Genomic DNA, 26,720 nt, shown 5'->3' with positions numbered 1-26,720 from the left:
AAGCCCTCCAAACAGAGAGCCTTTATATTAATTTAAATTATAATTTCAGCCTATATCGACTTCTATTTAAGAAATCATTGATATAGTACGATCCACATATTATTTATAACACTTTTGTTACTTTTTGTCAACCACATTTTTAAACTTTTTTTAATAAATCCCAAAACCTCCTCAATCCCCCACTTCCTTTATTTTCTTTCTCTTCCAATTAAAAGAAACCAACCCCCTATTTCAAAACCTAAACCTAAGAAAGTAAAAATTATAAAAACTAAATTGTTCTAACAATACGGAAACCATAAAAATTATAATTTTTTAAAGCATCTGCTCTACTTTGTTTAAAAATGCTATAATTTCTTTGTGAAGTAATCCAAGATCCTCCTCTTACTCTTCTAGTATTATCGGTTTCATCGTATATATAAGGCATTTTATTTGATATGTAATCACTATTAGTTGTGTCATAACACCATTCCCATACATTTCCACAACAATCATAAAGTCCTAATTGATTTTGTTTTTTTGTTCCAACATCATGAGTGCATTTATTTGAAGTACCGCTATACCAAGCTACTTCAGTTATATTATTACTGCCTGAATGGGTATAATTAAATGTTCCATCTTGCATCGCAACTTCTCCTCCTCTCGCAAACCATTCCCATTCAACTTCTGTTGGCAATCTAAATCCTTCCGTTTTTTTGAAATCTGCAATACCGGGATATTCTGTTTTACCATTTAATTGATTTATTTTTAGCATCCCTTTATTTTTCTGACTCAAATCATAAACAGGTTTTAAACCATATTTTTCACTTAATTTATTACAAAACTCCAAAGTATCCCACCAAGATACATTTTCAACTGGACGTCTTCCACCTTTAAATCCTGATGGATTATTTTTCATTACTTCCATCCACATATCTTGTGTTGTTTGATATTTACAAACTTCTAAATCATAAACTTCTCTTTCTTCATTAAAGAATGATGGTGTGTATTTTCCTCCATTTACTATAACCATATCTTTAAATGTTGGTTTTCCAGCTATTCTTTTACCATTTTTTATTTTTTGAGATGCTGATTTTATTTTGAATTTTTTATAGCTTTTTTTCAAAATATCTATTTTATCTGATAAAATATTCGATAAAGAATCTATACTTTTAGTTGCTTCTAATAAATTATTTGTTGTAATTTTCTTTTCTTCTTCATTTTCAGTTTCTAGTATAAATTTATTTTCAACTGCATTTTTAACGATTTCTTCTATGTCGGCACCGCAATAGCCTTCTGTTTCTTCTGCCAATTCCTTTAAATTTATATCATCTGACATTTTTCCTCTTTTTTCAAGGTGAATTTCAAATATTCTTTCTCTTTCTTCCTCATTCGGGAAGTCTATGAAAAATACTTCATCAAATCGACCTTTTCTTAGAAATTCTGGCGGGAATGCTGTTATATCGTTGGCTGTTGCTACTACGAATACTGTGTTTTCTTTTTCCTGTAACCAAGTCAAAAATTGTCCAAATAGACGTTTTGTTATGTCGCTTGCTCCACCGTTTTGATCTATTCCTGCAAACGCTTTTTCTATTTCATCTATCCATAAAATACACGGACTTATTGATTCGGCTGTTTTTAGTGCCACTCTCATATTGTGTTCGGATTCTCCAACGTATTTTCCCAAAAGTCTTCCTATATCCAGCCTTAATAATGGAACATTAAACAATCTTGCACTTGCTTTTGCCGCCAAACTTTTACCACAGCCTGGCATTCCTACAAGCAATACTCCTTTTGGCGTATCCACTCCAAATTTCTTGGCTTCATCTAGCCTTCTAAATACTTGTGCCTTAGAACTTAACCATTCTTTCAACCCTTCAAGCCCACCAATTTCTTCTATTTTTTCCTTAAAATCAATAATTTCCAAAATTGAAGATTTTTTAATTATTTGTCCTTTTTCACGAATTATTATATCTCTTCCCGAAATTGAAATATTATTTTTAGATTCAATTATCATATTCAGAACGTGATCTATTTCCAGTTTTGTCAACCCTTTTAACGAAATCGCCACTTCTCCAACATCTTTTTTATCCACATTCACTTTATTTTCCTTAGCAAAGTTCCAAATATATTTTTCAATCTCTTCTTTTGTCATGTTTGGAATATCGAGTATTGAAGTAAATTTTTCCAAATCCTTCGGCACTGTTTCTATTTCTGTTACAACAATCACCGTAAAATTATAATCTGAATTTGAATATCTAGTTTCTGCTATTTTCTTTATAAGTGCAATATTTCTAGCATCTTTCATTTCTTCTTCTGCATTCTTAATTATCAAAAACACATTAGTTTTCACACCTTCCGAAAACAGAATATTAAAAAAACTGTACAAATCCACAATTTCATCACTTTTAACCTTCGTTTCAAAATTCACAGCTCCAAAGGCCCTATATTCAAAAATCGCCTTATTTTTATATTCTTTAGTCGCTTCTGTTACAATTGTGTCAACTTCCTTGTAATCTCCACTGTGTACCCAAATTATAGGTCTTCTTGCCCTTAAATACTTTGATAAATTTGTTTCCATTTTTCCTCCTGATTTTTTACTTATTTCAGTTTTTTTATAAATATGCTCGAACTCATCTAAAATTAAACTGATAAAAATTAAATAAACCTAACATTACAAAGTGTAATTAGAATTTTTTAACTTCAATTTTAAAATGATATTATTATTTTTACCAACCAAATAATCCTCCCAAAAAACTCCCAACTGCATCAAATGCTGAACTTATAGTACTTTTTACCGCTTTTACACCTGAAACTACTCCTGTTCTAACTGCTTTCAATCCTTCCCATGCTCCTTTTGCAACTCTTTTTACTGCCTCTATCCCTTTTTTTACTATTTCAGTTGAACCATCAATTACAGGTTTTGCAATAGTTCCTACTCCTTTGGCTACCGCTCCGCCAACTTTACTTCCCACTACTCCACATACTGCTCCTGCCACAAGTGCTACTGTTCCACCAACAACTGCTCCAGCAACTCCCAATGTTCCCAGCCCAATTGCTCCAGCCACTGCCATTCCACCTATAAAACCAGCATTTGAAGCAACTATTGCTCCGTAATCAGAGCCCACTGATGTTCCTACTCTTTTTGTAGCTTCTCCTAAACTTATTTCACCCGAACCTAATTTAAACGCTGTTCCTATAATATCCATTGAAGATGCCGCAATTGCTCCGACAATATTATTATTTGCTAAGACTCCTGTAAGAACTTTTGGTAGAACATTTTTTTGAACTGCAACTCTTATTCCACCTGCAACTGCTGTTGAAAGTCCCATTGAAGTTCCAGTCTTCACTCCAGCCTCAATTACTTCAGCAACTTCCACTTCTTCTCCAGAAACAAGTTTTGTTCCAACATCTAAAGCCATTCCAATACCAACTCCCATAGTTCCATTGATTACAGCCTGTTTTCCTAGTTGTTTGCTTATTGCAAGAGCGTCTACGTCTTTTTCAAAACTGAATTTCACTGCTTCTTTGTCGCCAGACTGGTATTTTTGCTGAATATTTTTTATTTCTTCCTTGCTTATATTTTTACTTTCCACTTCTCCAAATTTCATCTTATCTACTGAATTTGGAATATCTCCAGTCTGATCTGATGGAACTAATTTTGACTGAAATTTATATTTGTAGCCTTGTTGTCTGTCATAAAATGATTTTGCAGTTTCATTGGCATTTTTATAGGCTTTTGCCTGATATTTTCTTACAATCTTGCCAGAATCTTCTATTGTCATATCAATCGAATTTTTTCCATAAATTTCGCCTATTTCTGGTTTTAGTGCCTTTGCATAGTAGTTTTTTTCTTTAACTGCCGCATCTATATTGAACGTTCCAGCGTGACGTTCTTCAAATATAAATCCATCTAAATTAGGATTTTGGCTTATTTCTCCAGTTTTAGTTGTAAGTGCTGACAAAATTTCCTCATTTGACTTGCCTATAGTTAAATTTACATTGTCAACATAAACATTTGCTTTAGCTGCACTTAATGTGTTTGCCACTACTTGTGGATCATTTATTGCAGCCGCTTCATATATCATAGCCTCATTGTAATTTGCTAAAATTTCACTGCTTTCCTTCATATCTCTAATAATTTGTTTTCTATCCACAATTTCCGCATTTATTACATCTTCCGAAATTTTATCCAGTATCACATCTCCCACATAATCACTGCTATTTATCCCAACTTTTTGATATTTTTCCACTTCCTTTTTCTTGTCAAAATAAATTTCAACTCCTGCCATAAGTTCATCAGCCATTTTTTCTATTTCCTCTGGCTTCTTTACCACTAGTTCATTTTGCAGTTCAAAAATTAACCAGCTTCTCAAATCCTTTTTATTTTCACTTTTCTCATTTTGAGCATAACTTTTTAAAAATTTTTTGATAATTTCCTCCGTTTTTCTTCTTCTGCTCCCTCTTAATCTAAACATTTTCTTCCTCCTTATTTTCATATATTGCTATTGTCCTTTTAAGTTCATTTTTTAATTTTTTCTGTAATTCAATTGGTTCCAAGATTTTTACATTTGAAAAAAATTGTGCAAAATATACCAATGCAAGTTTGTTATCACATTCAAAGGTATAAATTCCATCCTTCTTATTTAAAAGTCTAGGTCTGTTTGTCAAAACTTTTTCATATAATTCCACTCCTTTTTCTGTAAATTCAACTTTAACTGTGTTCTTATACGATAGAAACGGATCAAAATTTTTATACACATCATCAATATATTTTTTATCTTTTATTTCAATATTTTCATTTGTAAACCATACTTCTTCTATTTCTGAAATTCTGTAATTCCTATAGTCATTATTTTTTTCACAGTAGCAGAACAGGTAAGATCTGTTTTCATCATCTGCCACTTTTACAAAATACGGATTTAGTAACCTTATATATTTGTGATATTTTATTTTTATCTTTCTCTTACCCTGTATTCCTTCCTTAATTTTCCTAAAAATCTTTTCAAATAATATTTCTTCACGTCTATATCGTAAATTATTAATATACGTAAAAATTATATTTCGCCAATATTCAGCCTCAGTTTCAACTCTGCTTCTAACAAAAGTATCCATAAAAATTTCATCATTATTTTTATTCAAGTTAAACTGAAGCACTTCCCCTGAAAAGTTTCCCAATTCCACTTTATTCAAATTTTTGTCCATATAATATTTAAAAATTATGTTCCCTATTCTTCCCACGGGTATTTTAAAATACTCCGAATCACTTTTTATAATTTCATTCATAAAATCCGAAATTGTAACTCTAACCTTCTTCATAGCCAATCTCCTAAAACAATACTTTTTTTAAACTCCCAAACCTAATTTTAAGTTATTTTCCAAAGATTTAATTTTAATTTTTTATTTCTATACAAATTATATCTAATCTCAAATATAAATTCAAGGAAATATTTGTTTTTAATTTTTGTTCCCCTAAAAAATAGAAAACGCTGAAAATATCAAAAAAAAATCAATTAATTTTAATTATTTCTGTTCCCCAAAATAGAATTCACTTTTTTTCCAAACAATATTCCCTAATTTTAAAAAGTATGATATAATTTTGAAGTTATTACATTTTAAAATTAAATACAAAAATAATTGGAGGTGAGATGGTAGAACTTAGAGATATTGAAAAAAATTATACTAATTTTGATTTGAAAATAAATTTGAAGATTAACAATGGGGAAATCTTTGGATTAATCGGGCAGTCAGGAAGTGGAAAATCAACGATTTTGAGGATTGTTCAAGGGCTTTTGAAGGCTGATAAAGGAGAAATTAATATTGCAAAGAATACTGAAACTGCTTATATTTTTCAGGAATTTAATCTTTTGTATAACAAAAATGTCTTTGATAATGTTGCTCTTCCGTTAATTTTAAAGAAAAAGTTTTCAGCTGAAAAAGTTGAAGAAGTTTTAAAATTTGTCGGGCTGTCTGAGAGGAAAGACTCGTTTATTGCTTCCCTTAGCGGCGGTGAAAGGCAGAGAGTAGCGATTGCTCGCGCGTTAGTGACAAATCCGCAATTACTGCTTTGCGATGAAGTTACAGCTTCTTTGGATAAATCTGTAAAAGATGAAATTCTTGATTTATTTGAGGAAATAAATAAAAAATATGGAACAACTATTCTAGTGGTTACTCACGAACTCGAAGTCGTTAAAAGGCTATGTAGCAGGGTGGCGGTTATTGAAAAAGGTAAAATTACAGATATTTTCAATGTTAATCAGAAGGATTATGAAAAATCAAACAAAAGTTATGCCGATTATGTGAGGGAGGTTCTGAAATGATGGATGCTGAATTATTAATTGCAATAAAGGATACTTTTATAATGGTTCTTATTCCTACGATATGTGCAGTATTTTTGGGAATTCCTTTAGGAGCGGTTGTATTTTTGACTGATAAAGGCGGCATTAGAGAAAATAAGTTTATAAATATTCCATGCAACATTTATATAAATGTAGTCAGAAGCTTCCCATTTTTAATATTTGTAGTCATATTAATACCTCTCACACGATTAATTTTTGGTACTGCTTTTGGACTGTTTCCTGCAAGTTTTCCAATTTGCTTTGTAGCTGTAGCTCTGTATGCGAGATTTACAGAACAGTCCTTTTATGATGTGAATAGCGGAATAATTGATGCGGCTTTGTCTATGAAGGCAAGTATATTTCAGATTGTGTGGCATTTTTTGCTTGTTGAAGCGAGAAGCAGCCTTGTACTTGGTTTAACTTCCGCAATTATCAGCTTTATCTCATACTCTACTGTAATGGGAGTTGTCGGTGGAGGTGGAATTGGCGACTATGCAATGCGATATGGATATAATGAATACAACTATGCCCTTGTATATAGGGTTGTAACAATAATGATAGTCATTGTATTTTCAATACAGATTATTGGAAACAGAATATCAAAAAAATTAGATAAAAAAAGGAGAATTTACTAATGTCAAAAAAATTATTAATTTCATTAGCTGTAATATGTGTGCTAGTTTTAGCATTTGTTGGAATAAATTTAAAAAAGGATAATGTAATCAGAATTGCTGCGGCTGGATATCCGATGGATGAAATTGTGAAAATAGCGGCTGAAGACTTAAAAAAGGAAGGTTATGATGTAAAAATTACTGTATTAACAGATTATGTTACTGCAAATGTTGGTTTAAATGCTAAAGACTTTGATGCAAACTTTCATCAGCACGAGCCGTTTATGCAAGTTTTTAATAAGAAAAATAACGGAAAACTTTTAAAAGTTAAAGGGATTTATGATGTTTATGTAGGTTTTTACTCAAAAAAATATAAAAATAAGGCAGAAATTCCAAATGGGGCAAAAGTTGCCATTCCAAACGATGTAACAAATCAGGATAGAGCCTTGAGAATACTTGCAAATGAAGGTTTAATTGAATTGAAGCCAAAAGATGGACTTTACAATTTGAATGATGTCATTAACACAAAGAAAAATTTCAAATTTATGGCAGTTCCTATTCCATCACTAGTGCAGGCATACCAAGAAGCTGACTTGGCATTTAACTGGCCATCACATATGCTAAAAATTGGAGTTCATGTAAAAGATGCTTTATTCATCGAAAAAAATACAAATGGTAAATACGCTGTAAGCCTTGTGGCAAGAGAAGATAACAAAAACAGTAAAAAAATACAAGATTTAACAAAAGCTATGACTTCTGAAAAAGTTAAGAAGTTCATTGAAGAAAAATATGCTGGGCAAGGATTCCCTGTATTTTAATAAAACTCAAAATCAAAAAGAACATAAGTTGTATAATAGAACTGTTCGACAACCTATAGTTCAAAATTATAAATTGCACACGTTACACAAACAAGAGAAGAAAACGCTATTTGAGCTGAAACTGTAGAAGAAGATGATAGAGTACTCACTATGAGAAAATGGAAAAGTGGAAAGCAAGGAAAAACTGTTAAGGACAGTAAAGAATACAATATAAGATATAACTATACAAACTCAAATTCTATTAGAATGATCATATCCTTCAGATTTAGTTTTGTCATAAAAATAAAAAAGTGGGGCTGTCTCAAAATTTTAAACATTTTAAGACAACCCCGATATAAAGAGTTTTTTATTTTTCATTATTTTCGCCTAAAAAATTATTAAGGCTTTGGTTGTTTTCAAAACTAATTTCTTCTTTATCTTTAAAATTATATTTGCTATCTTTTCCTTCATTTTCTAAATAATTATTTTCAACGTTTAGATAAATCACAATTTGCAAAGCTTGAGAATATAAAAAGAACAAACAAATAACTACTGAAATAACAATAACTACCAAGATTATACCTATTCCATTAGAAAATCCTCTAACAATACTAGAAAATGGCAAGATAATTATCATACTTCCTATAACAGCTATTACTACAAATATTATTCCAGGAATTATTTTCTTTAGCCTATTTCCTTCAGACAGTTTTAAACTATAATCTAAAGATTCTGAAAGAGTGAAATTACGAATATAATATATGTCATAAAAATAAAGCAAAGCCCATATAAAGATAACTATCATAGCTATATTTGCTAAAAAAGCTAAAAAGGTACCTATGAAAGGGAATATTTCTAACACAGATAAAATTATCCTTAAACCTGCGCTTATTCCAAACATTGCGAGAGACTTTATAAGAATTCCTTCTGTTGAAAACTTATCTGCTCTTCCTTCCACTTTTAATGCAATTTTTCTTGAAAAATATGCTATAAAGTAATTATTTGCTATTACAAACGCAATGACTAAAATGAAACCTAATAAAAAAAACATAGGAATTAGCTGTGTATAACCTGAAAGAGCCAGCATAGCCATCCAAAAGTATCCTAAAAAAATACTTGTAATTGGAGCAAGTATTAAAATATACTGTAAAAATGCAAGCAGCTTATTCTCTTTAAGAATTATCTTAAATAAATCAAATGCTGCACTAAAAGTCTCTCCAATTCCAAGATCTTTTTTAAAGATTTTTTCTCTTAAATTTTCTAAATACATAATTTATTTTTCCTTTCTAGTTTTTTATAATTATACACTAAGTTATATGATATTTCAAATTTTAAATTTGTGTTTCTTCTTTTTTCTCATCCATACTTTTTAGATAATTGTATTCCACATTTAAAAATATAAGCGAATTTAATATTATTGAAACAATTCCGATTGCAGATGTTGCGATTGAAGAAACCGCAGCTATCAATATTACAACATAAAACGATGTAAACAGAAAGGTAAACAAAAACATATTCAATAAAAATGGTAATGCAAAAACTAAAACTATAAGAGAAAGCACAATATTTGGTAAAATTTTTCTTAACTTGTTTCCTTTTGATATAACAAGATTATACTTATATGTTTCTATTATCTTCATGTCTCTTATATAAAACGTTTCTCTAAAATACAGAAGTTTTATCCATGCTATAACTACAACAGCTATCCAAGTTACAACTGGAATTGAAATTGCAACAACTATAAGAACTGTTGAATAATTATATTCAGCTATTGTTCCTATAATAATACCTATTAAAACAGGAATAAGCATCACAATAAAAAATATAGCAAAAAACATAATAGTAAGTCCAAAAATCTTCAAGAACTTAAAGAATATCTTCTTAAAACTATATTCATTTTCCCTACCTTCTATTTTCATCACAACCTTTGAATACATCATTATTGAAAATAATGTTGAATAAACTGATACGACAGTATTAAGAAAACTAATACCAAGCTGTGTTCCTGAATATTTAGCCATATTGCTAACATCACCATAACTTGCTGCTGTTCTAATGCTTGTATTTATTGTATTCTGCAATGTGGTCGAATATAGCGTCCATATATTCAATATTACTAAAATCACAACCCATAGCTTATTTTCCTTTACAATACTTCCAAATATATCAAAAGTATTTCCCATGTACTCATCCAGCTTGAATTTTCTCTCGAACAGCTCTTTCTGTAAACTCTTAAAATCCATAATTTTTTCTCCTCCCTAAATCTAAAATTATATTTCGTTTTCTATCATTTTTTCTGCATTTTTTCCATGTAATTTGAGATAATCGTACTCTACATTCAGAAATACAATTACATACATTATTACAAAAATAATTTCAAAAATACTTGAAATACTTTCTGAAAAAATTATAACGATATTTCTTATATAAAGCTGTTCAAAATTATTATAATAGTAAGTCAACATTGACAATGAACCGCTTAGTAAAGTTAGAATAATAATAGGAATTCCAATTCTTAATCTAGTTTTTCTTGCTAATATTAGATTATACTTGAAAGACTCCCAAATGTTCATATCTCTTCCTGCATATATCTGAGTAAAGTATGGAATAAATACTAATGTAAGAATTAAAAATATCAGTCCAATTATTTGTGTATTTGAAATCTGATTCTTTATCAATATTTTTATAGCAAATTTTAACTGTTCCCTCAAAATAACTACAAAAGGAACAATAAATATCATTACCAACAAAAGTTTTAAATATTTTAGAATTAAACTTTTAAATTTATATTTACTTTCTGTGCTTTCTATCCGATGTAGCACTTTCGCATATGAGATAAACATAAAAATTCTTCCATAAAATACTAATGCTACACTTATAAATATATATTTTTTTACAAAATTTAATGGCATTATTCCAGTTAAAATATTTGCAAGAACCAAAAACATAACCCATAATTTATTTTCTAAAATAAATACTCTTAGAACTTGAAACATCCACATAAAATATTCAGTTATATTAAATTTTCTCTCATATAAATCCATTTGTAAATCCTTAAAATCCATATTTATTTTATTTCCTTTCAAAATTTATTGTAAATTTTTATCCTGTTTTTTCAAATAATTATATTCCACATTCAAAAATACTATAACTGCTATTGTTATCATAAAGATAAGTAAAAAGCTTGAAATAATCCCAAAGATTACTGATAGCGGAAATGCTACAAATAATGGCAGTTCAAAAATTTCTAGCGAAAATATTGTAAAAGGCATTAGCAAAAAATAATTTAAAATTCCAAATAAATCTGATAAAAATGGAATTTTTACAATAAAATCTAAAATTGCAAGAATAATAACAGGGATTAAAATTCTTAACTTATTATTTTTAGATATTTTTAAATTATACTGAAATGCTTTAGAAAATGACATATTTCTTATGTAGTATGCTTGAATAAAATACGCCACTTTCGATAAAAGAAATAATATTAATAATGTTAATGGTATTATCAAAATTCCCTTTATTACAAGCAGTATTGTTATTGCCACTGTATCGTTAATACCCCCTCCCGAACCAATCATCCACATAAGAATAAAATTAGCCCAGCCTAAAACAATTAATATTCTAAAGAAAATAGCTAAAATTGCAGTACATATTCCAAATATAATTAAATATTTAATAACTATATTTTTCAAATCATATTCTTTAGTGTTTTCAATTCTTTGTGCAACTTTTGTAATCAAAACTGCATAAAATAATCCAATATAAACTACAATCAAAAACATCATTATTAGTACCAAAAAATTGTCATTTGAAATTGCTCTTATAACAATACTATTAAAAAACAACAGAAAAATATTCGCAACTAAAAAGAATATTGTCCATAATTTATTTTCCTTCACAAATACTTTCAAAACATCAAATGCTATTCTAAAATATTCTCCCATTTGCAATTTTCTTTTGGATAATTCATTTTGTAAATTCTGTATCTTCATTTTTAATTACTCCTTTATTATTTTTTAGATTTATTACAATCCCTGCTTTTCCAAGTAATCGTATTCTACATTCAAAAAAATTATAACTCCCATTATTGCTATAAATATTCCTAAAAAGCTTGAAATAATTCCAGCTATTGCAGATATCGGAAAAATTATAATTAATGGTATCTTGTCAAAAAGACGTAAAGAAAATGGCACTCTAAGGACAGCATTTAACAATACAAAAACAATAATCGGAATAATTGCTCTCATTCTATTTCCCTTAGATATTTCTAAATTATACTGGAACACATCAAATATCATCATTTTTCGAATACAGTAAATTTGTATAAAATAAAGAAACATTATTAGCACAAAGACAATTATGGCGATTATTATGATTCCAGCTATTATCATTCCTACAAGACTGGCTTTAGAATACAGCAATATAATTGCGGCTGGAAGAATTAAAAAGCCACCTAACATACTAACTATAAAATACACTAAAGTAAGCATCAAAAATTTGAGAAATAGTTTCTTAAATGTAAATTCATCTTCTCTATTCTCAATTTTAAATCCCATCTTCATAATCACTGCCGTATAAAATAAATTGCTGTAAACTGGTGCGACTGTATTTAACATTGAAATTAAATATCTAAAAGAATTATACAGTCTCACATAACTTTCTGAAGTTAATTTTTTCTCAAATGCTGCGCAAAACAGCATCCAAATGTTTGCAATTATAAAAAATATTGTCCATAGCTTATTTTCTTTTAAAAATACTTTTACGACATCTTTTGATTTTTTTAAATATTCTGTTAGATTTAACTTTTTCTCTATCAATTCATCTTGCAAATTTTGAAAATCCATATTTCCCCTCCATAATCAATCAAAAATAATATTAACTGTTGTTAAAGTCTATATATTCTAAGTTCAAATAAACAAGGTTGCTCACCATTGTTCCCAAAACTGTATAAAGAAGTCCTGCTATTCCTCCAAAAACGGCATTAACAGTCATTAGCGTAACCTGATTTTTTATTGTAGCTTCAAATAACCAGCCTAAAAAATAATTAATCCCTACAAATACAGTAAAAATTGTTAATAATACAGTCAACATCCGTATTCTGTTCCCTTTGCTTATATAAAAGTTATATTTGAATGCTTCGATTATATTTATTTTTCTTAGATAGTACGCCTGCTCGAAATATAAAAGATTTAGCTGTAAAATAATCCATAAGATTAAAAATGAAAGTGTCGATCTTGTAAATACTGTAATCACAATTCCCAATATTATCAAAAATACTTGTAATACTATGTTTACAAATGTTATAGTTAAAAATTTTACAATAATTTCAACTAGACCAAACTCATTTTCCCGTTCTTCAACTTCCAAGCCCATTTTTTTTCTTATAACAGCCGAAATAAATCGAATAATTAAATAGACTATAATAAAACATAATATAAACAGCATTACTTCAGACGTTAGTTCATTAAATTCTTTACTTTTTACAAATTCATTAGAATTAATTTTTGTGCTCCCATATTTTTTTACAATTTTATCCATTACCGCTATTATTTCTGCCCCTTGAAACATTACAACAACTCCAAGAAAAAATGAAAACAGGAAATGAAAAAATAGTAGTATTGGATGCTTTTTTGAAAACACTTTCAAAGCATTAAAACCATTGCTAAAATATTCCCATGTAGAAAAATATCTATTTTGTAAATTATTTCTTAATTTATTAAAATCCATCAAGACTCCTCTCTTTTCTATTTTATATCAAAAATTATAGCATACTTTATTTATTTTTAAAAACTTTTTTATAAAAAAATAGAACTAAAATTATGAAGATAAATATAATTTATTATTCTAAGATAAATATAATTTATTATTGATATAATAGAAACGATATCTAAAAAAGAAGGAGAATTTATTATGTTAAAAACATTCAAAAAATCAATGATAATATTAATTTCATGTTTATCTATAAGTATTTTATCTTCTGCAGCTGCTCCAAAAATTGCTCCCAAAAGAGCTAGCGAGTATTCAGCACAATCAGCACGTGCATTAAGCTCTCCCTATAGTACAGTTACAGATGTAATTGTTTCAGGAAACTTCGCTACTCTGAAGGAAAGCGGACAACCTTTTACAGGAACTTATGCTGAGTTTAATGAAGTTGGAAGAGTACAGGCTTTGAGAAATTATCAAAACGGAAAACTGCATGGACCTATGTTTCTATACTTTGAAAACGGAAACATTCTAAAAGCCACAAATTATGTAAATGGAGTAAGAGACGGTGAAGATGTGGATTTTTATGGAAATGGAAATTCAAAAACACTAAGATATTATAAAAACGGTGTTCTAAACGGAGATAGCTATGATTTTGATGAATTTGGAAGACTTAGCTCCACAATGCAGTATTCAAACAACCTCAGAAATGGAAAAGAAACAAAATATTCAAACGGTATTGTTACAAACGAGAATACTTACGCCAACGGACAGCTAAACGGTGCAACAAAATCCTACTATTCTAATGGAACTATTCGTTCTAATGGGAATTATTCACGTAATTTAAGACATGGACAATGGACATGGAATTACGAAAATGGTACAAAAAAGTTGATAGAGACTTATCAGAATGGTATAATTACTGATATTCTTGGCTATTCAAGAAACGGAGTAAAAGAACGTGAAATGAAACTTGTAAATGGAAATGGAAATTTCACGCAGTATTACGACAACGGAAAAATCAAGGTTCAAGGTGCTTTAAGAAATTACAAGGCTTATGGAAACTGGAATTTCTATAATAAAGATGGATATTTAACTGATACACAAGGATTTTATTAAAAAGACTTGATTTATTTTGATTTTAAAGGTATAATATTTATGTAACAGGTGTTTTAAAGGAGAATAAAAGAAAAAAATTTACTTAGAAAAGTGGTGTTAATTATGAAAAAACTATTATTTACTTTAATGTTTTTAATAAACATTTTGGGATTTTCAGCATTGCAAAATGGTATTTACTCTGTTGAAAAAAGACATGATGGCAATTGGACTTCATTTGTAAAATTAACAGTTAAGGATGGAAGAATAATTGGTGCTCAATATGACAGAAAAAATCAGAAGGGTGAATTATTCTCAATGAGCCAAAACTCATTTAGAGATATAGCTCTTGAAATTTCAAGAAATCTTATAAGTTCCCAAAATGTAAATTCTGTAACAGGAAAAGACGCAGCAGCGGTATCAGAATTTAAAGAAATGTCAAACTTTTTAATCAATAAAGCCAATAATGGTGAAACTGGAGATTTCAAAATGTAATAAATTATTACAATTAAAATCTTAATTTTTTCAAAATTAAAAAGTCAATATAACAAAAAAAGGAGTTCTCTTCATTAATCTGTGAGATTGCTCCTTTTTTATTAATTATTTTCTTCCAAGAATTTTAAGAATTTCTGTATTTTTCTATCCTTTTCATCTTCTACTAATTTTATTTCGAAAAAATACTTTCCTATATTTTTATAATTTATAGCCTCTTTTTCAAATTCTTTTGAATAATCAGCTTTTTTCAAATACAGTATCTGCCTTTCTGGAAAATAAATCTGTTTTCTATTATATGGCAATATAAAAACATAAAACACATCTTTACTGCCTATCTTCCATTTCCACCCAATTAAATGTCTTTTAAAGTTAAAATGATACGATCTAACTGTATCATTAAGTGAGAATCCATAATTCATTACATAAAGTTTCATTTTGAAATCAAATTTCTGAATATACCAAAAATCATATTTCCGATTCTCTTTTACAAGTCTAATTCTCTCATCTTTCAGAAAGAAAATCAAACTTCCTACATAAATTGAAGTTAAAAAAATAAAAATACTTATAATTATACTTTTTCTTTTCCTATAGTAAGCTCTTACTTTCCAAAATAACTCTTCTAAAAAATCTAATATATCGTATATCATTTTTTCTCACCTAAATGCAGTTTTAACTATTCCACATCATAAATAAATGAATAATTTTGTTTCACATCTTTACTTAAACTTCTGCCAACTACACACATTTCTTCTACTGATTTTTCAGCTTTTTCTCTTACTTCCTGACTATATTCCTTTTTTAGATGAAATGCAATATTGATTTCTGTAATTTTAAAAGTTGTTAAATCGACTTTTTTTCCAACTTCTGCATAGCAATTTTGAAAATTCTGGTTATTAGATTCTAATTTTATTGATAAAACTGTCATTGCACATGAAGCTACAGACGCAGCGAGAAGTTCTGACGGAGAAAGCATTTCGCCATTACGGTCTGTCAAAATAATCTCGCTATTTCTGTTATTTTCTATTTTCATTCTGAAATTTTTGTCATATTTTACTATCATTTTATTCATTTTTATTCCTTAATTGTCTTAAATTCTATTTTAAAGCATTTAATCCTGCTAAATTCAAGAAATTCCAAGGCTTGTTATAATGAGGCTGGAAGAAGAAGTCTACAAATGCCAATTCTTCTACAGTCATTTTATTTTGAATGCATACTGACAATGTATTAATTGATTGTGTTAAATCAATTTTAGAAGTTAACTGTGCTCCTAAAATTCTTCTGCTATTTTTTTCAAATACCACTTTTAATGTTACTTTTTCATAAGTTGGCATAAATTCAGGACGATAGTTATCAACTGCAATTACGCTTTCAACTTCTACTCCTTCTTGTTTTGCAATTTCCTCTGTTAATCCAGTTGCAGCCATATTGTTTTCGTAAATTTTAATTCCTGAAGTACCTTGTGTTCCAAGATGTCTAACTTTATTTTCAAGCAAGTTTATACCTGCTAATGTTCCCATTCTTACAGCGTTTGTTGCAAGTGGAATATATCTTTCTTTTTGTAGCGGATTATAGAATACTGAACAGCAGTCTCCTGCAGCCATAACGTCTTTATTGCTTGTTCTCATATATTCGTCAACTTTAATCGCTCCATTTGGAAGCATTTCAAGCTGTCCTTTAAACAATGAAGTGCTTGGCAGGAATCCAACACACATAATTACCATATCAGCTTCATATTCATTTTTGTCAGTAACTACTTTTGTTACATTTCCATTGCTTCCTTCAAATTTAACAACTTTTTCTCCAGTTGCAATTACAATTCCTCTATGTTTAAACGATTCTTCAGCAACATCTGTAAATTCCTTGTCAAAATATTTGCTTAAAACTCTTTCTTCTGCATCTACTAGCACAACTTCTTTTCCATTATCTCTAAATGCTTCAACAAGTTCCACTCCAATGTATCCTGCTCCAACAACAACAACTTTTTGTGAATGTTTTGCTCTTTCAATAATTTCATTTGAATGATTGTAATTTTTACAAAGCAAGATATTATTTAAATCAATTCCTTCGATTGGTGGAATAATAGGCCAAGAACCAGATGTAATGATTAATTTGTCAAAAGTTTCATTAAATTCAATTCCAGTTTCCAAATTCACAACTCTTACTTTTTTACCTTCAATATCAACATTCTTTACTTCATGTCTCATTCTAGTGTCAACATTTAATTCTCTTAATTTTTCAGGTGAACAGTAAAACAGCCCTTGAGGATCTTTTACAACTCCTCCTACATACAAGGCAATCCCACAAGACAAGAATGAAATATTGTCATTTCTTTCAAATACTGTTATCTCCGCATCAGGATTTGTCTTTCTCAAATTTAAGATTGCCGCTGTACCAGCGTGTGTACATCCAATTACAACTACTTTCATCTATTTCCTCTCCTTCATAATATTCATATTTCAATTTTTAAATAAATTTATAATAATTGTTAAATCAAATTATTTTTTTCTCAATCTATTTAATTATACTACATTTTAAAAAAAAATCAATAGTATTTTGAAATTTTTACAAATTTATATTTAAATAAAATTATTTTTAAAATAAAAAGACTACTTCAGATTCATTTTCTAAAATAGCCTCTTTCTAAATTTAATTTTTAATATCATAAATTACAATATTTTATAAATTTTATTCTTTAGTTTCATCATCATTATCTTTATCCTGATGTTCTTCGTATTCGTCATACTCATCATACTCATTGACTTCACTAGGATCTTCACCATGATAATCTTTTTTGTTAAAATCTTTTTTATATTTTTTGTATTTATCCATCCAAGATGAAGACATACAAATCACACTTCCTTATCTTTAATTTATACCTTACACTAAAAGTTAATCTTAATATTTATAATATTCCTTGATATTTTATACCTTTCCAGTACACATTATTTACAATTACAGCTTCTTCTGGAAGATTAACATCTTTTAATGCCCATTTTTTAAATTCTTCAAAACCTGTTCTGTCAACAATGTAACCAATATGTTCTTTTGGAAGACTTCTATCGATGTATTTATCAACATATTCGTAAGTATTTTTTATTATTTTTATTATTGATTCCTCATCTGCCCAGAATAACCAGTCTTCTGCCAATCTTGGATTTTGTTTTCCACTTCTTCCCATTATTGCAAGTTTGTAATATTTTTTAGGAGATCTTGTCCATGCTCCTGTTGGACAGTTCAATACACATTCTCCACAACCTATACATCTTTGGTGATCTCTTACAGGTTTATAGTTTTTATATGAAATTGCTCCTGTTGAAAGCTTTTTACATTTTCTTTCACACATTCCGCAAGAAACACATTTAGATTCATCAAGTTCAGGTTTTGCCATTCCAATTATTCCAAAATCATGCATTCTAACTTTTTGACAATCATTTGGACAGCCTGTTAATGCTACTTTGAAGTGAAAATCATGTGGAAATATTGCTTTTTCGATTTTTTTTGCAAATTCTGTCGTATTATAGGCAGCTTTTGGACATACCTTGTTTCCAATACAAGCTGCAATATTTCTCGTACCAGCCGCAGCATATCCTTTATCTTTATCCTTATAATTAATTTCCAGTTTTTCCATAATTGGCTGCACCATCTTATTTACTTTTTCAATATCATTCCAAGAAATTCCCAACACTTCAAAACCTTGACGAGTTGTAATATGAACATTTCCATCTCCATAAGTATTAGCTATTTTTGCAACCATTTCCATTATTTCCCCAGTAATTGCTCCTCCTGGCACTCTCACACGCAATGCGGTTTTAGATCTGTCCTTTGTTACCCTGAATGCATTTTTGGTAACAATTTTTCTATTTATATCCATGCTCATTGTTTTTACCTCTTCTTTCTTAATCAAGTAATTTTTTTGCAAAATCATATCTAAATACTGGACCTTCAAGGCAAATATACGTTTCATCGATTTTACAATGTCCACATTTCCCAACGGCACAGGACATCTTTCTTTCAAATGAAACCCATATTTTTTCAGTTGGAATACCTGTTTTTAGGATTTCAAGACAAGAGAAATACATCATTACTGGAGGGCCTACAACAATGTATTCAACTTCATCCATATTTTCAGGAATTTTTAAATCGGGAATATATTTGGTAACCATTCCTTCATGAATTTCGTCTTCTGTCTTTCCAATATTTCTTGCTGTTTCTACATTATCCAATGTTACAAGTATTTCAATATTTTCTCTCCAACGTGAAAATTCCTCTTCGAAAATAACACTTTCATAATTTTTATATCCAACAATAATTTTAAAAGATTTCATTTCATTAGGATGTTTCGTAAAATATTCTATAATTGGTCGAACTGGAGCAATTCCACTTCCTCCAACAACCATTACAATATGCTTATTTTTGTATTGTTCAATTGGAAAACCGTGTCCATAAGGTCCTCTTAAAAAAATTCTATCTCCTGCTTTCAGTTCGAAAATCTTGTCTGTAACTTTTCCAACTTTTCTAATAAGGAAATCAAGATAACCTTCCTCCAAGTCAAAATTCGCAATGGAAATAGGGGCTTCTCCAACTCCTGGTAATGAAACCTGCATAAACTGTCCAGCTTCTACACTTCCCTTTTTATATTCTACACGAAATAGCCATTCTAGCTCAGTAACTTTTTCAATAAACAAAAGTTTGTGAACAGTCGGTAAATATACATTCATATCCATTATAGCTTGTTCATCCATATTTATTGTATTTAATGTGTTAATTGTACTCATTCTGATTCTTCACCTCTTTTTTCAGCCGAAATTCTTTTTAGTTCAGCACTTAACTTGTTTATGCAATTTGAGAATGAAATGTATTCAGGACATGCATCATCACATCTTCCACACCCTGTACACATCTGATATCCAAATCTCTTTTTAAAATCAGATATTTTATGCATTACCTTAAATCTCATTCTATCTCCGTGCCTTTGCCTGAATGAATGACCTCCAGCCATATCCGTAAAGCCGTTCACATGACATGAAGCCCATACACGCCTTCTTTCTCCATTGTTTTCATTTTCGCTGTAAAAAACATCTTGTGTAGTCGTGCAGGTACAAGTTGGACAAACAAAGTTACATTTTCCGCAGGCTATGCAACGACTGTCGTATTCACGCCATAAATCCAAATTTATTATATCTTCAAGCTCAATATTGTCAGGAATATCCACATGGATTTCATTATCTTCTACGAATTCCATTTCAAATTCAACATTTTCTTTTATCTTATTACTATTATTTTCAGCAATTATTTCTTCAAGATATTTTTTCATTTTTTCATCTTTTACATCCAGATACATTTCATTTATTTTATGTTCATCATTGCTTCCATTGTTTTTCTCAGCGATAAGTTCTTTAAAATAAACCTTCAGCTCGTCATCTTTTATATCAGCAAATATTTCCTTTTCTGTAACTTTTATTCCAATATTATACTCATCAGTCTTGTTAGTGCCCATATCTACACAAAAACAGTTCTCAAATGAATTTGGACATCCAAACACTACAAATTTAACTTTATCTCTAACCCTCTTGTAGTAAATATCCAAAAATTTATTATTCAAGTAAATATCATCAACTCTTTTGACACCATGTAAATCACAGCTTCTAAGAAATATAAGATATTTCTGCTCCTGTTCTTTGGGCATCTTGCAACCTTCTTCTGTAAAATAGAACATTGTTTGCGTTATTGGCAACATTATTTCCTTTGCTGAAAAATGAGATTTTTTGTCAAAACATATTTCATCAATTGTTTCAATTTCAGAATATCTGATTACAGAAGTATCTGAAAATGTACCTCGAAATGGTATCTCAATTGGTGCATATATTTTATATTCTTTTTTCAGCTTTTTAAGTGCCAGATTAAAATTTTCACGATTTAAACTGATTTTCATTTTCCCTCCTAAATTTTACTTTATCTCTCCATTTAAAAATTATTTTTTTTATTTAAATTATTATTTATCCTTTTTTGCTAAATAATAGCAAGCAAAACCAACAAATGCTCCACCAACAATATTCCCCAATGTTACAAATAATAAATTATAAAAATAACCATTTAATGTTATTTCTTTTGCTCCATTGTATATTATCCCCATCATTAAAAGAGTCATATTAGCAACACTGTGCTCAAATCCAGCAGTTATAAATGCAAATAAACACCAGAATACCATTATTAGCTTAGCAGTTTCCTCTTTTAATTTTATTCCAGCCAGAACCGCAAGACACACAAGAATATTACATAAAATTCCTTTAAAAAACAGTTCGTGAGGCAATGCAGTAATCTTTGCCTTTGAAACTTTCACAATAAATTCTACAACAGGTTTTGAAGCAGAATTTGAAAATACGTATACTATTGCAAGCAGAATTGATCCTAAAATATTTCCAAGATAAGATGCTATCCACATAAAAATCATATCCTTAAAGCTTATACCCTTGTTTAAAAGCCCTGCTACCCCTATCATATTATTCCCTGTAAAAAGTTCTGTTCCAAACACAACTACAAGGCTAAGCGCTATTCCGAAACTAATTCCCATAAGAATTTTGTTAGTTGGTAAGCCGCTACTAACTCCACCAACCGTAAATGTCAATAAAATTCCAATTCCAATAAACATTCCAGCCAAAAATGCAGATAAAAAATATTTCCCGCTATGCTCTTTTAAAAATCTAACCTTATCCTTTGCAGCATTTGAGACTTTTTCCAAAGTTTCATTATTTCTCATTTTCCTATAGCAACAAAATTAATTTTATTACATTCTCCTTCCTAACAATTTTCTATTTTTATCTTGTGAAAAATTTCTTGTTTGTGTACTAAATTATCACATAAAAAAGTGAAAAAGTCCACTATAAAAAATATTTTTTTTATATTCGTAAATATAATATTTTGATTGACTAATCAAAAATAATTTGTAAAAAAAAATTGCTGTATTTAAAACAACAATTTTTTTATTAATACTAAATTTCCGTTTATTTAAAAATTTTCAATTTTTTCGAGTAACTCCCTTAATGTTTCAGAATCTGCCTTTGGTTCGTTAATTGCCCTTTTCCAGGCTTTGCTTCCGCGTATATTATGAAATAGACCGTGAGCATGCATTAAGAATAGATGCGGACGAATCTTCTGTTTTTCCATATTTTCAACATAATAAATCATTTTTTCTATGATTTCTTTACGAGTAATATTTATGTTTTTCCCGTAATATTTTCCAAATTCAGTCAAAATCATAGGATTATCATAAATTTCACGTCCTAGCATTACAGAATCAACATATTTTAAATGTTCATCAATTTCCTTGACACTTTTAATTCCACCATTAATTTCTATATGTAAATCAGGATATTCTTTTTTTACACGGTAAACTTCATCATATCTAAGAGGCGGAATACTTCTATTCTGCTTTGGATCAAGTCCTGCAAGTATTGCTATCCGTGCATGGATAATATATTTATTTATCCCAGTTTCTTTAGTAATATTAATAAAATTTACCATATCATCATATTTATCTAATAGAGTTCGCTCAAAAGATTCTGGCAATATATTTTTTCCATCAATCCCTATTCTATGCTTTATTGAAATCTGCTTATCTGTTGCTTCCTTCATTGCTTTCACTATATTTGCTACTTCTTTTGGAAATGCCATAAGATAAGCGCCCATCATATTTCCAGATACTCTGTCTGATGGACATCCGACATTTAGATTAATTTCATCATAATTGTACTTCTCAGCGATTTTTACAGCTTTATATGCTTCTTCTGGATTTGTTGCCGCAATTTGCAGAACAATTGGATGCTCCACTTCATTAAATCCCAAAATATAGTCTAAATCTCCATTAAGAATAGCCTGTGCCGTTATCATCTCTGTATACAATAAAACGTCTTTATTTATCATTCTTACAAAATTTCTAAAATTTCTATCCGTTCTGTCTACCATTGGAGCGATACTTATCTTATTTTTCACAGCATTTCCTTTCATTAATTTCAAAAATTATCAGTTTATCTTGCATTATAATATTTCATTGCTTCAGGCAAGAATTTTCTTGCCGCTTCAATTCTATTTTTTCCAGATGGATGAGTTGATAAAATATCTGACCTACTGCTTCCAGCCATCGAATCCATTCTTTCAAGAGCTGTAATGGCTTCATTTGGATTATATCCAGCCATTGCCATAAATATCATTCCATATTTATCCGCCTCGTATTCCTGAGTTCTGTTAAATTTCAGAAGAGTAATTGAAAGTCCGCCAGAAACAATTGAAGATACAGCATTTCCACCTGTTACAGCATCTGTTACAGTTGCGGCAATTCCTGCAAGAGCCTTGTTACTTGAAGCTTCGGCATGATGACCTCCAATAACATGGCCAATTTCGTGTCCCATTACAAACGCAATTCCTCCATCAGTATTCAGAACTGGTAATATTCCAGTATAAAAGGCAATCTTACCACCTGGCATTGCAAATGCATTTATTTCATTAGTTTTTATTAGATTAAATTCCCACTGTAAGCTGGATACCTTATTTGACATTCCATTTTCATTCAAATACTTCTCAACTGCTGTAGAAATTTTACCTCCAATTCTTCTCAACCGTTGTCCCTCAGCTGTATTATTCGCCAAAAGTCCCTTAGCTCCTGCCTGCTGAATAAGCTGTCTATATGTAGAAACTGAGCTTTCTGCTACACTCTCATCACTTACCAGCTTTAACTGTCTTCTCCCAGTAAGCGGAGCAACTGCACAGCTTGAAAGCATCGTTGTTACTGTTACTAAAAATAATATTTTTGAATATTTTTTCATTTTAAAACTCCTCTCTTTTTTGAAATATAATATCTATTAATTGTACAATTTTTTCTTGTAATTTTCAATATGATTTTCTTATAAATTGAATAAAATTTTATTTAAAAAAAATTCTAGTTATATTTTTTATATTTATTTCAATTTATATTCGTCTATACTTTAAAAATACGGTTTTATTTGGTATAATATACAAAAAATTACATTTAACTAGAAAGGGCTGAGAAATATGAAAAAAATGTGGGAAGGTCGATTCCATAAGGAAACTAATAAATTGTTAGAAAAATTTAATGCCTCAATTACATTTGATAAAAGAATGTATGAAGAGGATATTGCTGGAAGCATTGCACACAGCAGAATGCTTGCTAAGCAAGGGATTATTGCAGAGAACGAGCAAAAAGATATTGAAAATAGGTTGCTTCAAATAAAGGATGAAATTGAAAAGGGAGAATTTGAGTTTAGAATTGAAGATGAGGATATTCATATGTCGATTGAGAAAAGGCTGACACAGATTATTGGGGCATTGGCTGGAAAACTGCATACTGCCAGAAGCCGAAACGATCAGGTGGCTCTTGACGTGCGAATGTATGTACGAAAAGAAGCTCGTGAAATCTCAAATTTACTTGTAAAAATGGAAAATGTACTGCTAGGGCTTGCTGAAAAATATAAAAATGTTATTATTCCTGGATATACTCATTTACAAAGGGCTCAGCCGATTTTATTCTCTCATCATTTGATGGCTTATTTTCAAATGTTTAAAAGGGATATTTCGAGAATTGAGGACTTTCTCAAAAGAAGTGATGAAATGCCACTTGGAGCAGGGGCATTGGCTGGAACTACATTTAATCTTGATAGACATTTTGTGGCAGAAGAACTTGGATTTTCAAAGCCTACGGAAAATAGTCTTGATTCTGTAAGCGACAGAGATTTTATAATTGAGCTTGCAATGATTATTTCAGTAATTTCAATGCACTTGTCAAGATTTTCAGAAGAAATTATTATCTGGTGCACATCCGAATTTTCATTTATAAATCTAGATGATGCCTTTGCAACTGGCTCTTCAATTATGCCACAGAAAAAAAATCCCGACATTGCCGAACTTGTAAGAGGAAAAACTGGCAGAATCTACGGAAATCTTATGGGAATTTTGACAACAATGAAGGCACTTCCGCTAGCTTATAACAAGGATATGCAGGAAGACAAGGAAGGAATTTTTGACTCTATTGACAATATCAAATTATCCATCGAAATTTTCTACCTAATGCTTGACACAATAACAGTAAACAACGAAAAAATCTACACTTCAATGCAAGCAGGATTCCTAAACGCAACAGATGTAGCCGATTACCTTGCAAAACACAATGTTCCGTTCAGACAGGCACATAAAATCGTTGGAGAAATCGTATCCTACTGCGAAGATAAGAAAATCGCAATTGATGACATGAAACTCGAAGAATTTCATAAATTTTCTGATATTTTCAAAGACGATATTCTTTCAGAAATCACAATTGAAAACTGTGTAAACAAACGAAATTCGTATGGTGGAACTTCCATAAAAAATGTCGAAATGCAAATTGAAAATGGAAGGAAATTTTTAGAAACTTTATAACAGAGTTTTTTCTTTTTTATTAAATTTTCTGAATAAACATAAAAAACAATTTGTATTACAGCTTAAAATATTATATAATTATAATATAAAAAGAACACAAATAATTAATATATAAAATGGAATAAATATTTGACATAGATATTTAAAGCAGAAGGAGATGATATGCAATGTTTAAGAAAATTTTACTCACAATCATACTTGCCATGTCTGTCGTGGGATGTGAACTGCTAAGTCCAAGTTACTGGGATAGGGTGAATCAAAGAGATAGAGAAGAAGGTAGAAGATGTTTTAAGAGGGCTAATGGTGAGTATTATTGCAAGGATAGATACGGAAATATTGTCTACTAGATTATATGTGATACAAAACAGATAATGACGGTTAAAGAAGCTATGAAATATATGCAGAGGGCAGGGGCTTCCCATACAAGGGAATGTACTCCTGTCTTTTTTCTTTTGGTTAAATAATTATAAAAATTAAATCTAATTTTTAAATTTTAATAAACTGATGGAGCTTTCATTATTAAACCCTATTCAGAAAATAGAAAATATTTTAAGAACAAGAAGTTTTAATTCTTTGATAAGATATATAATTCAAAATTTATTAAACATTCACTATTTAAATAGGAAATAATATTAAAAAAAAATGCAAATGAAAGGAAAAATTACTACAATGAAAGAGATTAGACTAGCACAAGAAAAAGATATTCCAAAAATAGAAAATTTACTGGAACAAATTTTATTAGTTCATCACGAAGGACGTCCAGATATTTTCAAGGCAACTGGGAAAAAATACACAGCAAAAGAATTAACAGAAATGTTAAACGACTCAAACAAGCCAATATTCGTAGCAACTGATGAAAATGATAACGTAATTGGCTATATTTTCTGTATTTTCAAGCAACAAACAAATCACAACGTACTAACTGATATAAAAACGTTATTTATTGATGACCTTTGTGTTGATGAAAGTACTCGTGGGCAGAATACCGGAAAGAAATTGTATGATTTTGCCTTAGATTTTGCAAAAAAAGAAGGGTGTTATAATTTAACATTGGATGCTTGGGCTAAGAATACTGGAGCTGTTAGATTTTATGAAAAATTAGGAATGAAAGTTCAGAAGTATGTTTTTGAAGAGATTTTGTAATTTTCTATTATTTATAATAAAACTATCAGATAGATTGTGTTCCAGCTTAAAATGTTGTATAATGAAAATATAAAAAGAACACAAACAGTAAATACATAAAACAGGATAAATATTTGACATAGATATTTAAAAAGGAG

The 26,720-nt window shown here is 29.5% G+C and carries 27 protein-coding genes; 8 read left to right on the top strand and 19 right to left on the bottom strand.

Going from position 1 to position 26,720, the window contains the following annotated elements; genetic code table 11:
• Nucleotides 1-268: 268 nt before the first annotated feature.
• The 3 genes from AB8B23_RS05075 to AB8B23_RS05065 form a co-directional block, all read right to left on the bottom strand.
• The gene (locus AB8B23_RS05075; protein ID WP_369713728.1) at nt 269-2,557 is read right to left on the bottom strand and encodes an SUMF1/EgtB/PvdO family nonheme iron enzyme; all 2,289 of its coding nucleotides are present in this window, start codon (nt 2,555-2,557) and stop codon (nt 269-271) included.
• A gap of 148 nt (nt 2,558-2,705) precedes the next feature.
• A complete protein-coding gene (locus tag AB8B23_RS05070) occupies nt 2,706-4,454 on the bottom strand; it encodes a hypothetical protein (RefSeq protein ID WP_369713727.1) in 1,749 nt (582 codons plus the stop codon).
• Nucleotides 4,447-5,295 carry a WYL domain-containing protein gene (locus tag AB8B23_RS05065; RefSeq protein ID WP_369713726.1) on the bottom strand — a complete coding sequence of 283 codons (849 nt, stop codon included), beginning with the start codon at nt 5,293-5,295 and terminating at the stop codon, nt 4,447-4,449. Before AB8B23_RS05065 ends, AB8B23_RS05070 begins: the two co-directional genes overlap by 8 nt.
• Nucleotides 5,296-5,624: 329 nt before the next feature.
• On the opposite strand from AB8B23_RS05065, the gene AB8B23_RS05060 reads away from it, so the two are divergent.
• From AB8B23_RS05060 to AB8B23_RS05050, 3 genes are read left to right on the top strand one after another with little or no spacing between them, the layout of a single operon-like run.
• Nucleotides 5,625-6,296 (top strand): ATP-binding cassette domain-containing protein, encoded by a 672-nt coding sequence (locus AB8B23_RS05060; RefSeq protein WP_369713725.1) that lies wholly within the window; start codon nt 5,625-5,627, stop codon nt 6,294-6,296.
• Complete coding sequence (locus tag AB8B23_RS05055; protein ID WP_369713724.1) at nt 6,293-6,949, top strand: methionine ABC transporter permease; 657 nt, start codon at nt 6,293-6,295, stop codon at nt 6,947-6,949. The genes AB8B23_RS05060 and AB8B23_RS05055 overlap by 4 nt, the downstream gene beginning before the upstream one ends.
• Complete coding sequence (locus tag AB8B23_RS05050) at nt 6,949-7,743, top strand: MetQ/NlpA family ABC transporter substrate-binding protein (protein ID WP_369713723.1); 795 nt, start codon at nt 6,949-6,951, stop codon at nt 7,741-7,743. Before AB8B23_RS05055 ends, AB8B23_RS05050 begins: the two co-directional genes overlap by 1 nt.
• 346 nt (nt 7,744-8,089) lie before the next feature.
• Here the strand turns inward: AB8B23_RS05050 and AB8B23_RS05045 are convergent, their stop codons facing one another.
• From AB8B23_RS05045 to AB8B23_RS05020, 6 genes are all read right to left on the bottom strand, one after another.
• Nucleotides 8,090-8,992: a hypothetical protein gene (locus AB8B23_RS05045; RefSeq protein WP_369713722.1), complete on the bottom strand. Its 903-nt coding sequence runs from the start codon at nt 8,990-8,992 to the stop codon at nt 8,090-8,092.
• A gap of 61 nt (nt 8,993-9,053) precedes the next feature.
• Nucleotides 9,054-9,965 carry a hypothetical protein gene (locus AB8B23_RS05040; protein ID WP_369713721.1) on the bottom strand — a complete coding sequence of 304 codons (912 nt, stop codon included), beginning with the start codon at nt 9,963-9,965 and terminating at the stop codon, nt 9,054-9,056.
• A gap of 27 nt (nt 9,966-9,992) precedes the next feature.
• Complete coding sequence (locus AB8B23_RS05035; RefSeq protein WP_369713720.1) at nt 9,993-10,787, bottom strand: hypothetical protein; 795 nt, start codon at nt 10,785-10,787, stop codon at nt 9,993-9,995.
• Between the two features lie 24 nt (nt 10,788-10,811).
• On the bottom strand, nt 10,812-11,714 hold the full coding sequence (locus AB8B23_RS05030; protein WP_369713719.1) for a hypothetical protein: 903 nt from the start codon (nt 11,712-11,714) through the stop codon (nt 10,812-10,814).
• A 33-nt stretch (nt 11,715-11,747) separates the two neighbouring features.
• Nucleotides 11,748-12,566, bottom strand: coding sequence for a hypothetical protein (locus tag AB8B23_RS05025; RefSeq protein ID WP_369713718.1), 819 nt, complete (start codon nt 12,564-12,566; stop codon nt 11,748-11,750).
• A gap of 31 nt (nt 12,567-12,597) precedes the next feature.
• Complete coding sequence (locus tag AB8B23_RS05020) at nt 12,598-13,449, bottom strand: hypothetical protein (protein ID WP_369713717.1); 852 nt, start codon at nt 13,447-13,449, stop codon at nt 12,598-12,600.
• Between the two features lie 183 nt (nt 13,450-13,632).
• Here AB8B23_RS05020 and AB8B23_RS05015 point away from each other — a divergent pair, with 183 nt between their 5' ends.
• Both AB8B23_RS05015 and AB8B23_RS05010 read left to right on the top strand, forming a co-directional pair.
• Nucleotides 13,633-14,544, top strand: a complete 912-nt coding sequence (locus AB8B23_RS05015; protein ID WP_021745362.1) for a toxin-antitoxin system YwqK family antitoxin — start codon at nt 13,633-13,635, stop codon at nt 14,542-14,544.
• Between the two features lie 102 nt (nt 14,545-14,646).
• Nucleotides 14,647-15,015 carry a hypothetical protein gene (locus tag AB8B23_RS05010; protein ID WP_021745361.1) on the top strand — a complete coding sequence of 123 codons (369 nt, stop codon included), beginning with the start codon at nt 14,647-14,649 and terminating at the stop codon, nt 15,013-15,015.
• A gap of 101 nt (nt 15,016-15,116) precedes the next feature.
• Here AB8B23_RS05010 and AB8B23_RS05005 read toward each other — a convergent pair whose 3' ends face one another.
• The 10 genes from AB8B23_RS05005 to AB8B23_RS04960 all read right to left on the bottom strand — a co-directional run bounded on the left by AB8B23_RS05005 (nt 15,117) and on the right by AB8B23_RS04960 (nt 23,834).
• Nucleotides 15,117-15,662, bottom strand: a complete 546-nt coding sequence (locus tag AB8B23_RS05005) for a hypothetical protein (protein WP_369713716.1) — start codon at nt 15,660-15,662, stop codon at nt 15,117-15,119.
• Between the two features lie 26 nt (nt 15,663-15,688).
• Nucleotides 15,689-16,084 (bottom strand): OsmC family protein, encoded by a 396-nt coding sequence (locus tag AB8B23_RS05000; RefSeq protein WP_369713715.1) that lies wholly within the window; start codon nt 16,082-16,084, stop codon nt 15,689-15,691.
• A 25-nt stretch (nt 16,085-16,109) separates the two neighbouring features.
• Nucleotides 16,110-17,441: an FAD-dependent oxidoreductase gene (locus AB8B23_RS04995; RefSeq protein WP_369713714.1), complete on the bottom strand. Its 1,332-nt coding sequence runs from the start codon at nt 17,439-17,441 to the stop codon at nt 16,110-16,112.
• Between the two features lie 259 nt (nt 17,442-17,700).
• Nucleotides 17,701-17,859 carry a hypothetical protein gene (locus AB8B23_RS04990; protein ID WP_015769377.1) on the bottom strand — a complete coding sequence of 53 codons (159 nt, stop codon included), beginning with the start codon at nt 17,857-17,859 and terminating at the stop codon, nt 17,701-17,703.
• 58 nt (nt 17,860-17,917) lie between these two features.
• Nucleotides 17,918-18,892, bottom strand: coding sequence for a sulfite reductase subunit C (gene asrC, locus AB8B23_RS04985; RefSeq protein ID WP_039901675.1), 975 nt, complete (start codon nt 18,890-18,892; stop codon nt 17,918-17,920).
• 19 nt (nt 18,893-18,911) lie between these two features.
• Entirely contained in the window at nt 18,912-19,790 is an 879-nt protein-coding gene (gene asrB / locus AB8B23_RS04980; protein WP_369713713.1) for an anaerobic sulfite reductase subunit AsrB, read from the bottom strand.
• Nucleotides 19,787-20,947: a 4Fe-4S dicluster domain-containing protein gene (locus AB8B23_RS04975; protein ID WP_369713712.1), complete on the bottom strand. Its 1,161-nt coding sequence runs from the start codon at nt 20,945-20,947 to the stop codon at nt 19,787-19,789. Before AB8B23_RS04975 ends, asrB begins: the two co-directional genes overlap by 4 nt.
• 60 nt (nt 20,948-21,007) lie before the next feature.
• On the bottom strand, nt 21,008-21,772 hold the full coding sequence (locus AB8B23_RS04970; protein ID WP_369713711.1) for a formate/nitrite transporter family protein: 765 nt from the start codon (nt 21,770-21,772) through the stop codon (nt 21,008-21,010).
• Between the two features lie 248 nt (nt 21,773-22,020).
• On the bottom strand, nt 22,021-23,019 hold the full coding sequence (gene dusA / locus AB8B23_RS04965; protein ID WP_369713900.1) for a tRNA dihydrouridine(20/20a) synthase DusA: 999 nt from the start codon (nt 23,017-23,019) through the stop codon (nt 22,021-22,023).
• 20 nt (nt 23,020-23,039) lie between these two features.
• Nucleotides 23,040-23,834: a M48 family metallopeptidase gene (locus tag AB8B23_RS04960; RefSeq protein ID WP_369713710.1), complete on the bottom strand. Its 795-nt coding sequence runs from the start codon at nt 23,832-23,834 to the stop codon at nt 23,040-23,042.
• Nucleotides 23,835-24,060: 226 nt separating this feature from the next.
• Between AB8B23_RS04960 and argH the strand changes: the two genes are divergently transcribed.
• From argH to AB8B23_RS04945, 3 genes are all read left to right on the top strand, one after another.
• Nucleotides 24,061-25,440 (top strand): argininosuccinate lyase, encoded by a 1,380-nt coding sequence (gene argH / locus AB8B23_RS04955; protein ID WP_369713709.1) that lies wholly within the window; start codon nt 24,061-24,063, stop codon nt 25,438-25,440.
• Nucleotides 25,441-25,607: 167 nt separating this feature from the next.
• The gene (locus AB8B23_RS04950; protein WP_369713708.1) at nt 25,608-25,787 is read left to right on the top strand and encodes a hypothetical protein; all 180 of its coding nucleotides are present in this window, start codon (nt 25,608-25,610) and stop codon (nt 25,785-25,787) included.
• Between the two features lie 322 nt (nt 25,788-26,109).
• Nucleotides 26,110-26,583 (top strand): GNAT family N-acetyltransferase, encoded by a 474-nt coding sequence (locus AB8B23_RS04945; RefSeq protein ID WP_369713707.1) that lies wholly within the window; start codon nt 26,110-26,112, stop codon nt 26,581-26,583.
• Nucleotides 26,584-26,720: the final 137 nt, after the last annotated feature.

It is taken from the genome of Leptotrichia sp. HSP-342, assembly GCF_041199995.1.
Lineage (GTDB): Bacteria > Fusobacteriota > Fusobacteriia > Fusobacteriales > Leptotrichiaceae > Leptotrichia > Leptotrichia mesophila.
Note: the sequence above shows the minus strand (reverse complement) of the source record. Positions and strands in the feature narration are given on the sequence as shown.

Excerpts from the sequence above, each read along its gene's own strand:
- AB8B23_RS04970 (WP_369713711.1), bottom strand. The coding sequence starts at position 21,772 with ATGAGAAATAATGAAACTTTGGAAAAAGTCTCAAATGCTGCAAAGGAT.
- AB8B23_RS04960 (WP_369713710.1), bottom strand. The coding sequence starts at position 23,834 with ATGAAAAAATATTCAAAAATATTATTTTTAGTAACAGTAACAACGATG.
- AB8B23_RS05060 (WP_369713725.1), top strand. The coding sequence starts at position 5,625 with ATGGTAGAACTTAGAGATATTGAAAAAAATTATACTAATTTTGATTTG.
- AB8B23_RS04990 (WP_015769377.1), bottom strand. The coding sequence starts at position 17,859 with ATGTCTTCATCTTGGATGGATAAATACAAAAAATATAAAAAAGATTTT.
- AB8B23_RS04945 (WP_369713707.1), top strand. The coding sequence starts at position 26,110 with ATGAAAGAGATTAGACTAGCACAAGAAAAAGATATTCCAAAAATAGAA.
- AB8B23_RS04950 (WP_369713708.1), top strand. The coding sequence starts at position 25,608 with ATGTTTAAGAAAATTTTACTCACAATCATACTTGCCATGTCTGTCGTG.
- AB8B23_RS05020 (WP_369713717.1), bottom strand. The coding sequence starts at position 13,449 with ATGGATTTTAATAAATTAAGAAATAATTTACAAAATAGATATTTTTCT.
- AB8B23_RS05070 (WP_369713727.1), bottom strand. The coding sequence starts at position 4,454 with ATGTTTAGATTAAGAGGGAGCAGAAGAAGAAAAACGGAGGAAATTATC.
- dusA (WP_369713900.1), bottom strand. The coding sequence starts at position 23,019 with ATGAAAGGAAATGCTGTGAAAAATAAGATAAGTATCGCTCCAATGGTA.
- AB8B23_RS05075 (WP_369713728.1), bottom strand. The coding sequence starts at position 2,557 with ATGGAAACAAATTTATCAAAGTATTTAAGGGCAAGAAGACCTATAATT.
- AB8B23_RS05025 (WP_369713718.1), bottom strand. The coding sequence starts at position 12,566 with ATGGATTTTCAAAATTTGCAAGATGAATTGATAGAGAAAAAGTTAAAT.
- AB8B23_RS05015 (WP_021745362.1), top strand. The coding sequence starts at position 13,633 with ATGTTAAAAACATTCAAAAAATCAATGATAATATTAATTTCATGTTTA.
- AB8B23_RS05030 (WP_369713719.1), bottom strand. The coding sequence starts at position 11,714 with ATGAAGATACAGAATTTACAAAATGAATTATCCAAAAGAAAATTGCAA.
- asrB (WP_369713713.1), bottom strand. The coding sequence starts at position 19,790 with ATGAGTACAATTAACACATTAAATACAATAAATATGGATGAACAAGCT.
- AB8B23_RS04995 (WP_369713714.1), bottom strand. The coding sequence starts at position 17,441 with ATGAAAGTAGTTGTAATTGGATGTACACACGCTGGTACAGCGGCAATC.
- AB8B23_RS05050 (WP_369713723.1), top strand. The coding sequence starts at position 6,949 with ATGTCAAAAAAATTATTAATTTCATTAGCTGTAATATGTGTGCTAGTT.
- AB8B23_RS05010 (WP_021745361.1), top strand. The coding sequence starts at position 14,647 with ATGAAAAAACTATTATTTACTTTAATGTTTTTAATAAACATTTTGGGA.
- AB8B23_RS05035 (WP_369713720.1), bottom strand. The coding sequence starts at position 10,787 with ATGGATTTTAAGGATTTACAAATGGATTTATATGAGAGAAAATTTAAT.
- AB8B23_RS04975 (WP_369713712.1), bottom strand. The coding sequence starts at position 20,947 with ATGAAAATCAGTTTAAATCGTGAAAATTTTAATCTGGCACTTAAAAAG.
- AB8B23_RS05045 (WP_369713722.1), bottom strand. The coding sequence starts at position 8,992 with ATGTATTTAGAAAATTTAAGAGAAAAAATCTTTAAAAAAGATCTTGGA.
- AB8B23_RS05000 (WP_369713715.1), bottom strand. The coding sequence starts at position 16,084 with ATGAATAAAATGATAGTAAAATATGACAAAAATTTCAGAATGAAAATA.
- asrC (WP_039901675.1), bottom strand. The coding sequence starts at position 18,892 with ATGAGCATGGATATAAATAGAAAAATTGTTACCAAAAATGCATTCAGG.
- argH (WP_369713709.1), top strand. The coding sequence starts at position 24,061 with ATGAAAAAAATGTGGGAAGGTCGATTCCATAAGGAAACTAATAAATTG.
- AB8B23_RS05055 (WP_369713724.1), top strand. The coding sequence starts at position 6,293 with ATGATGGATGCTGAATTATTAATTGCAATAAAGGATACTTTTATAATG.
- AB8B23_RS05065 (WP_369713726.1), bottom strand. The coding sequence starts at position 5,295 with ATGAAGAAGGTTAGAGTTACAATTTCGGATTTTATGAATGAAATTATA.
- AB8B23_RS05005 (WP_369713716.1), bottom strand. The coding sequence starts at position 15,662 with ATGATATACGATATATTAGATTTTTTAGAAGAGTTATTTTGGAAAGTA.
- AB8B23_RS05040 (WP_369713721.1), bottom strand. The coding sequence starts at position 9,965 with ATGGATTTTAAGAGTTTACAGAAAGAGCTGTTCGAGAGAAAATTCAAG.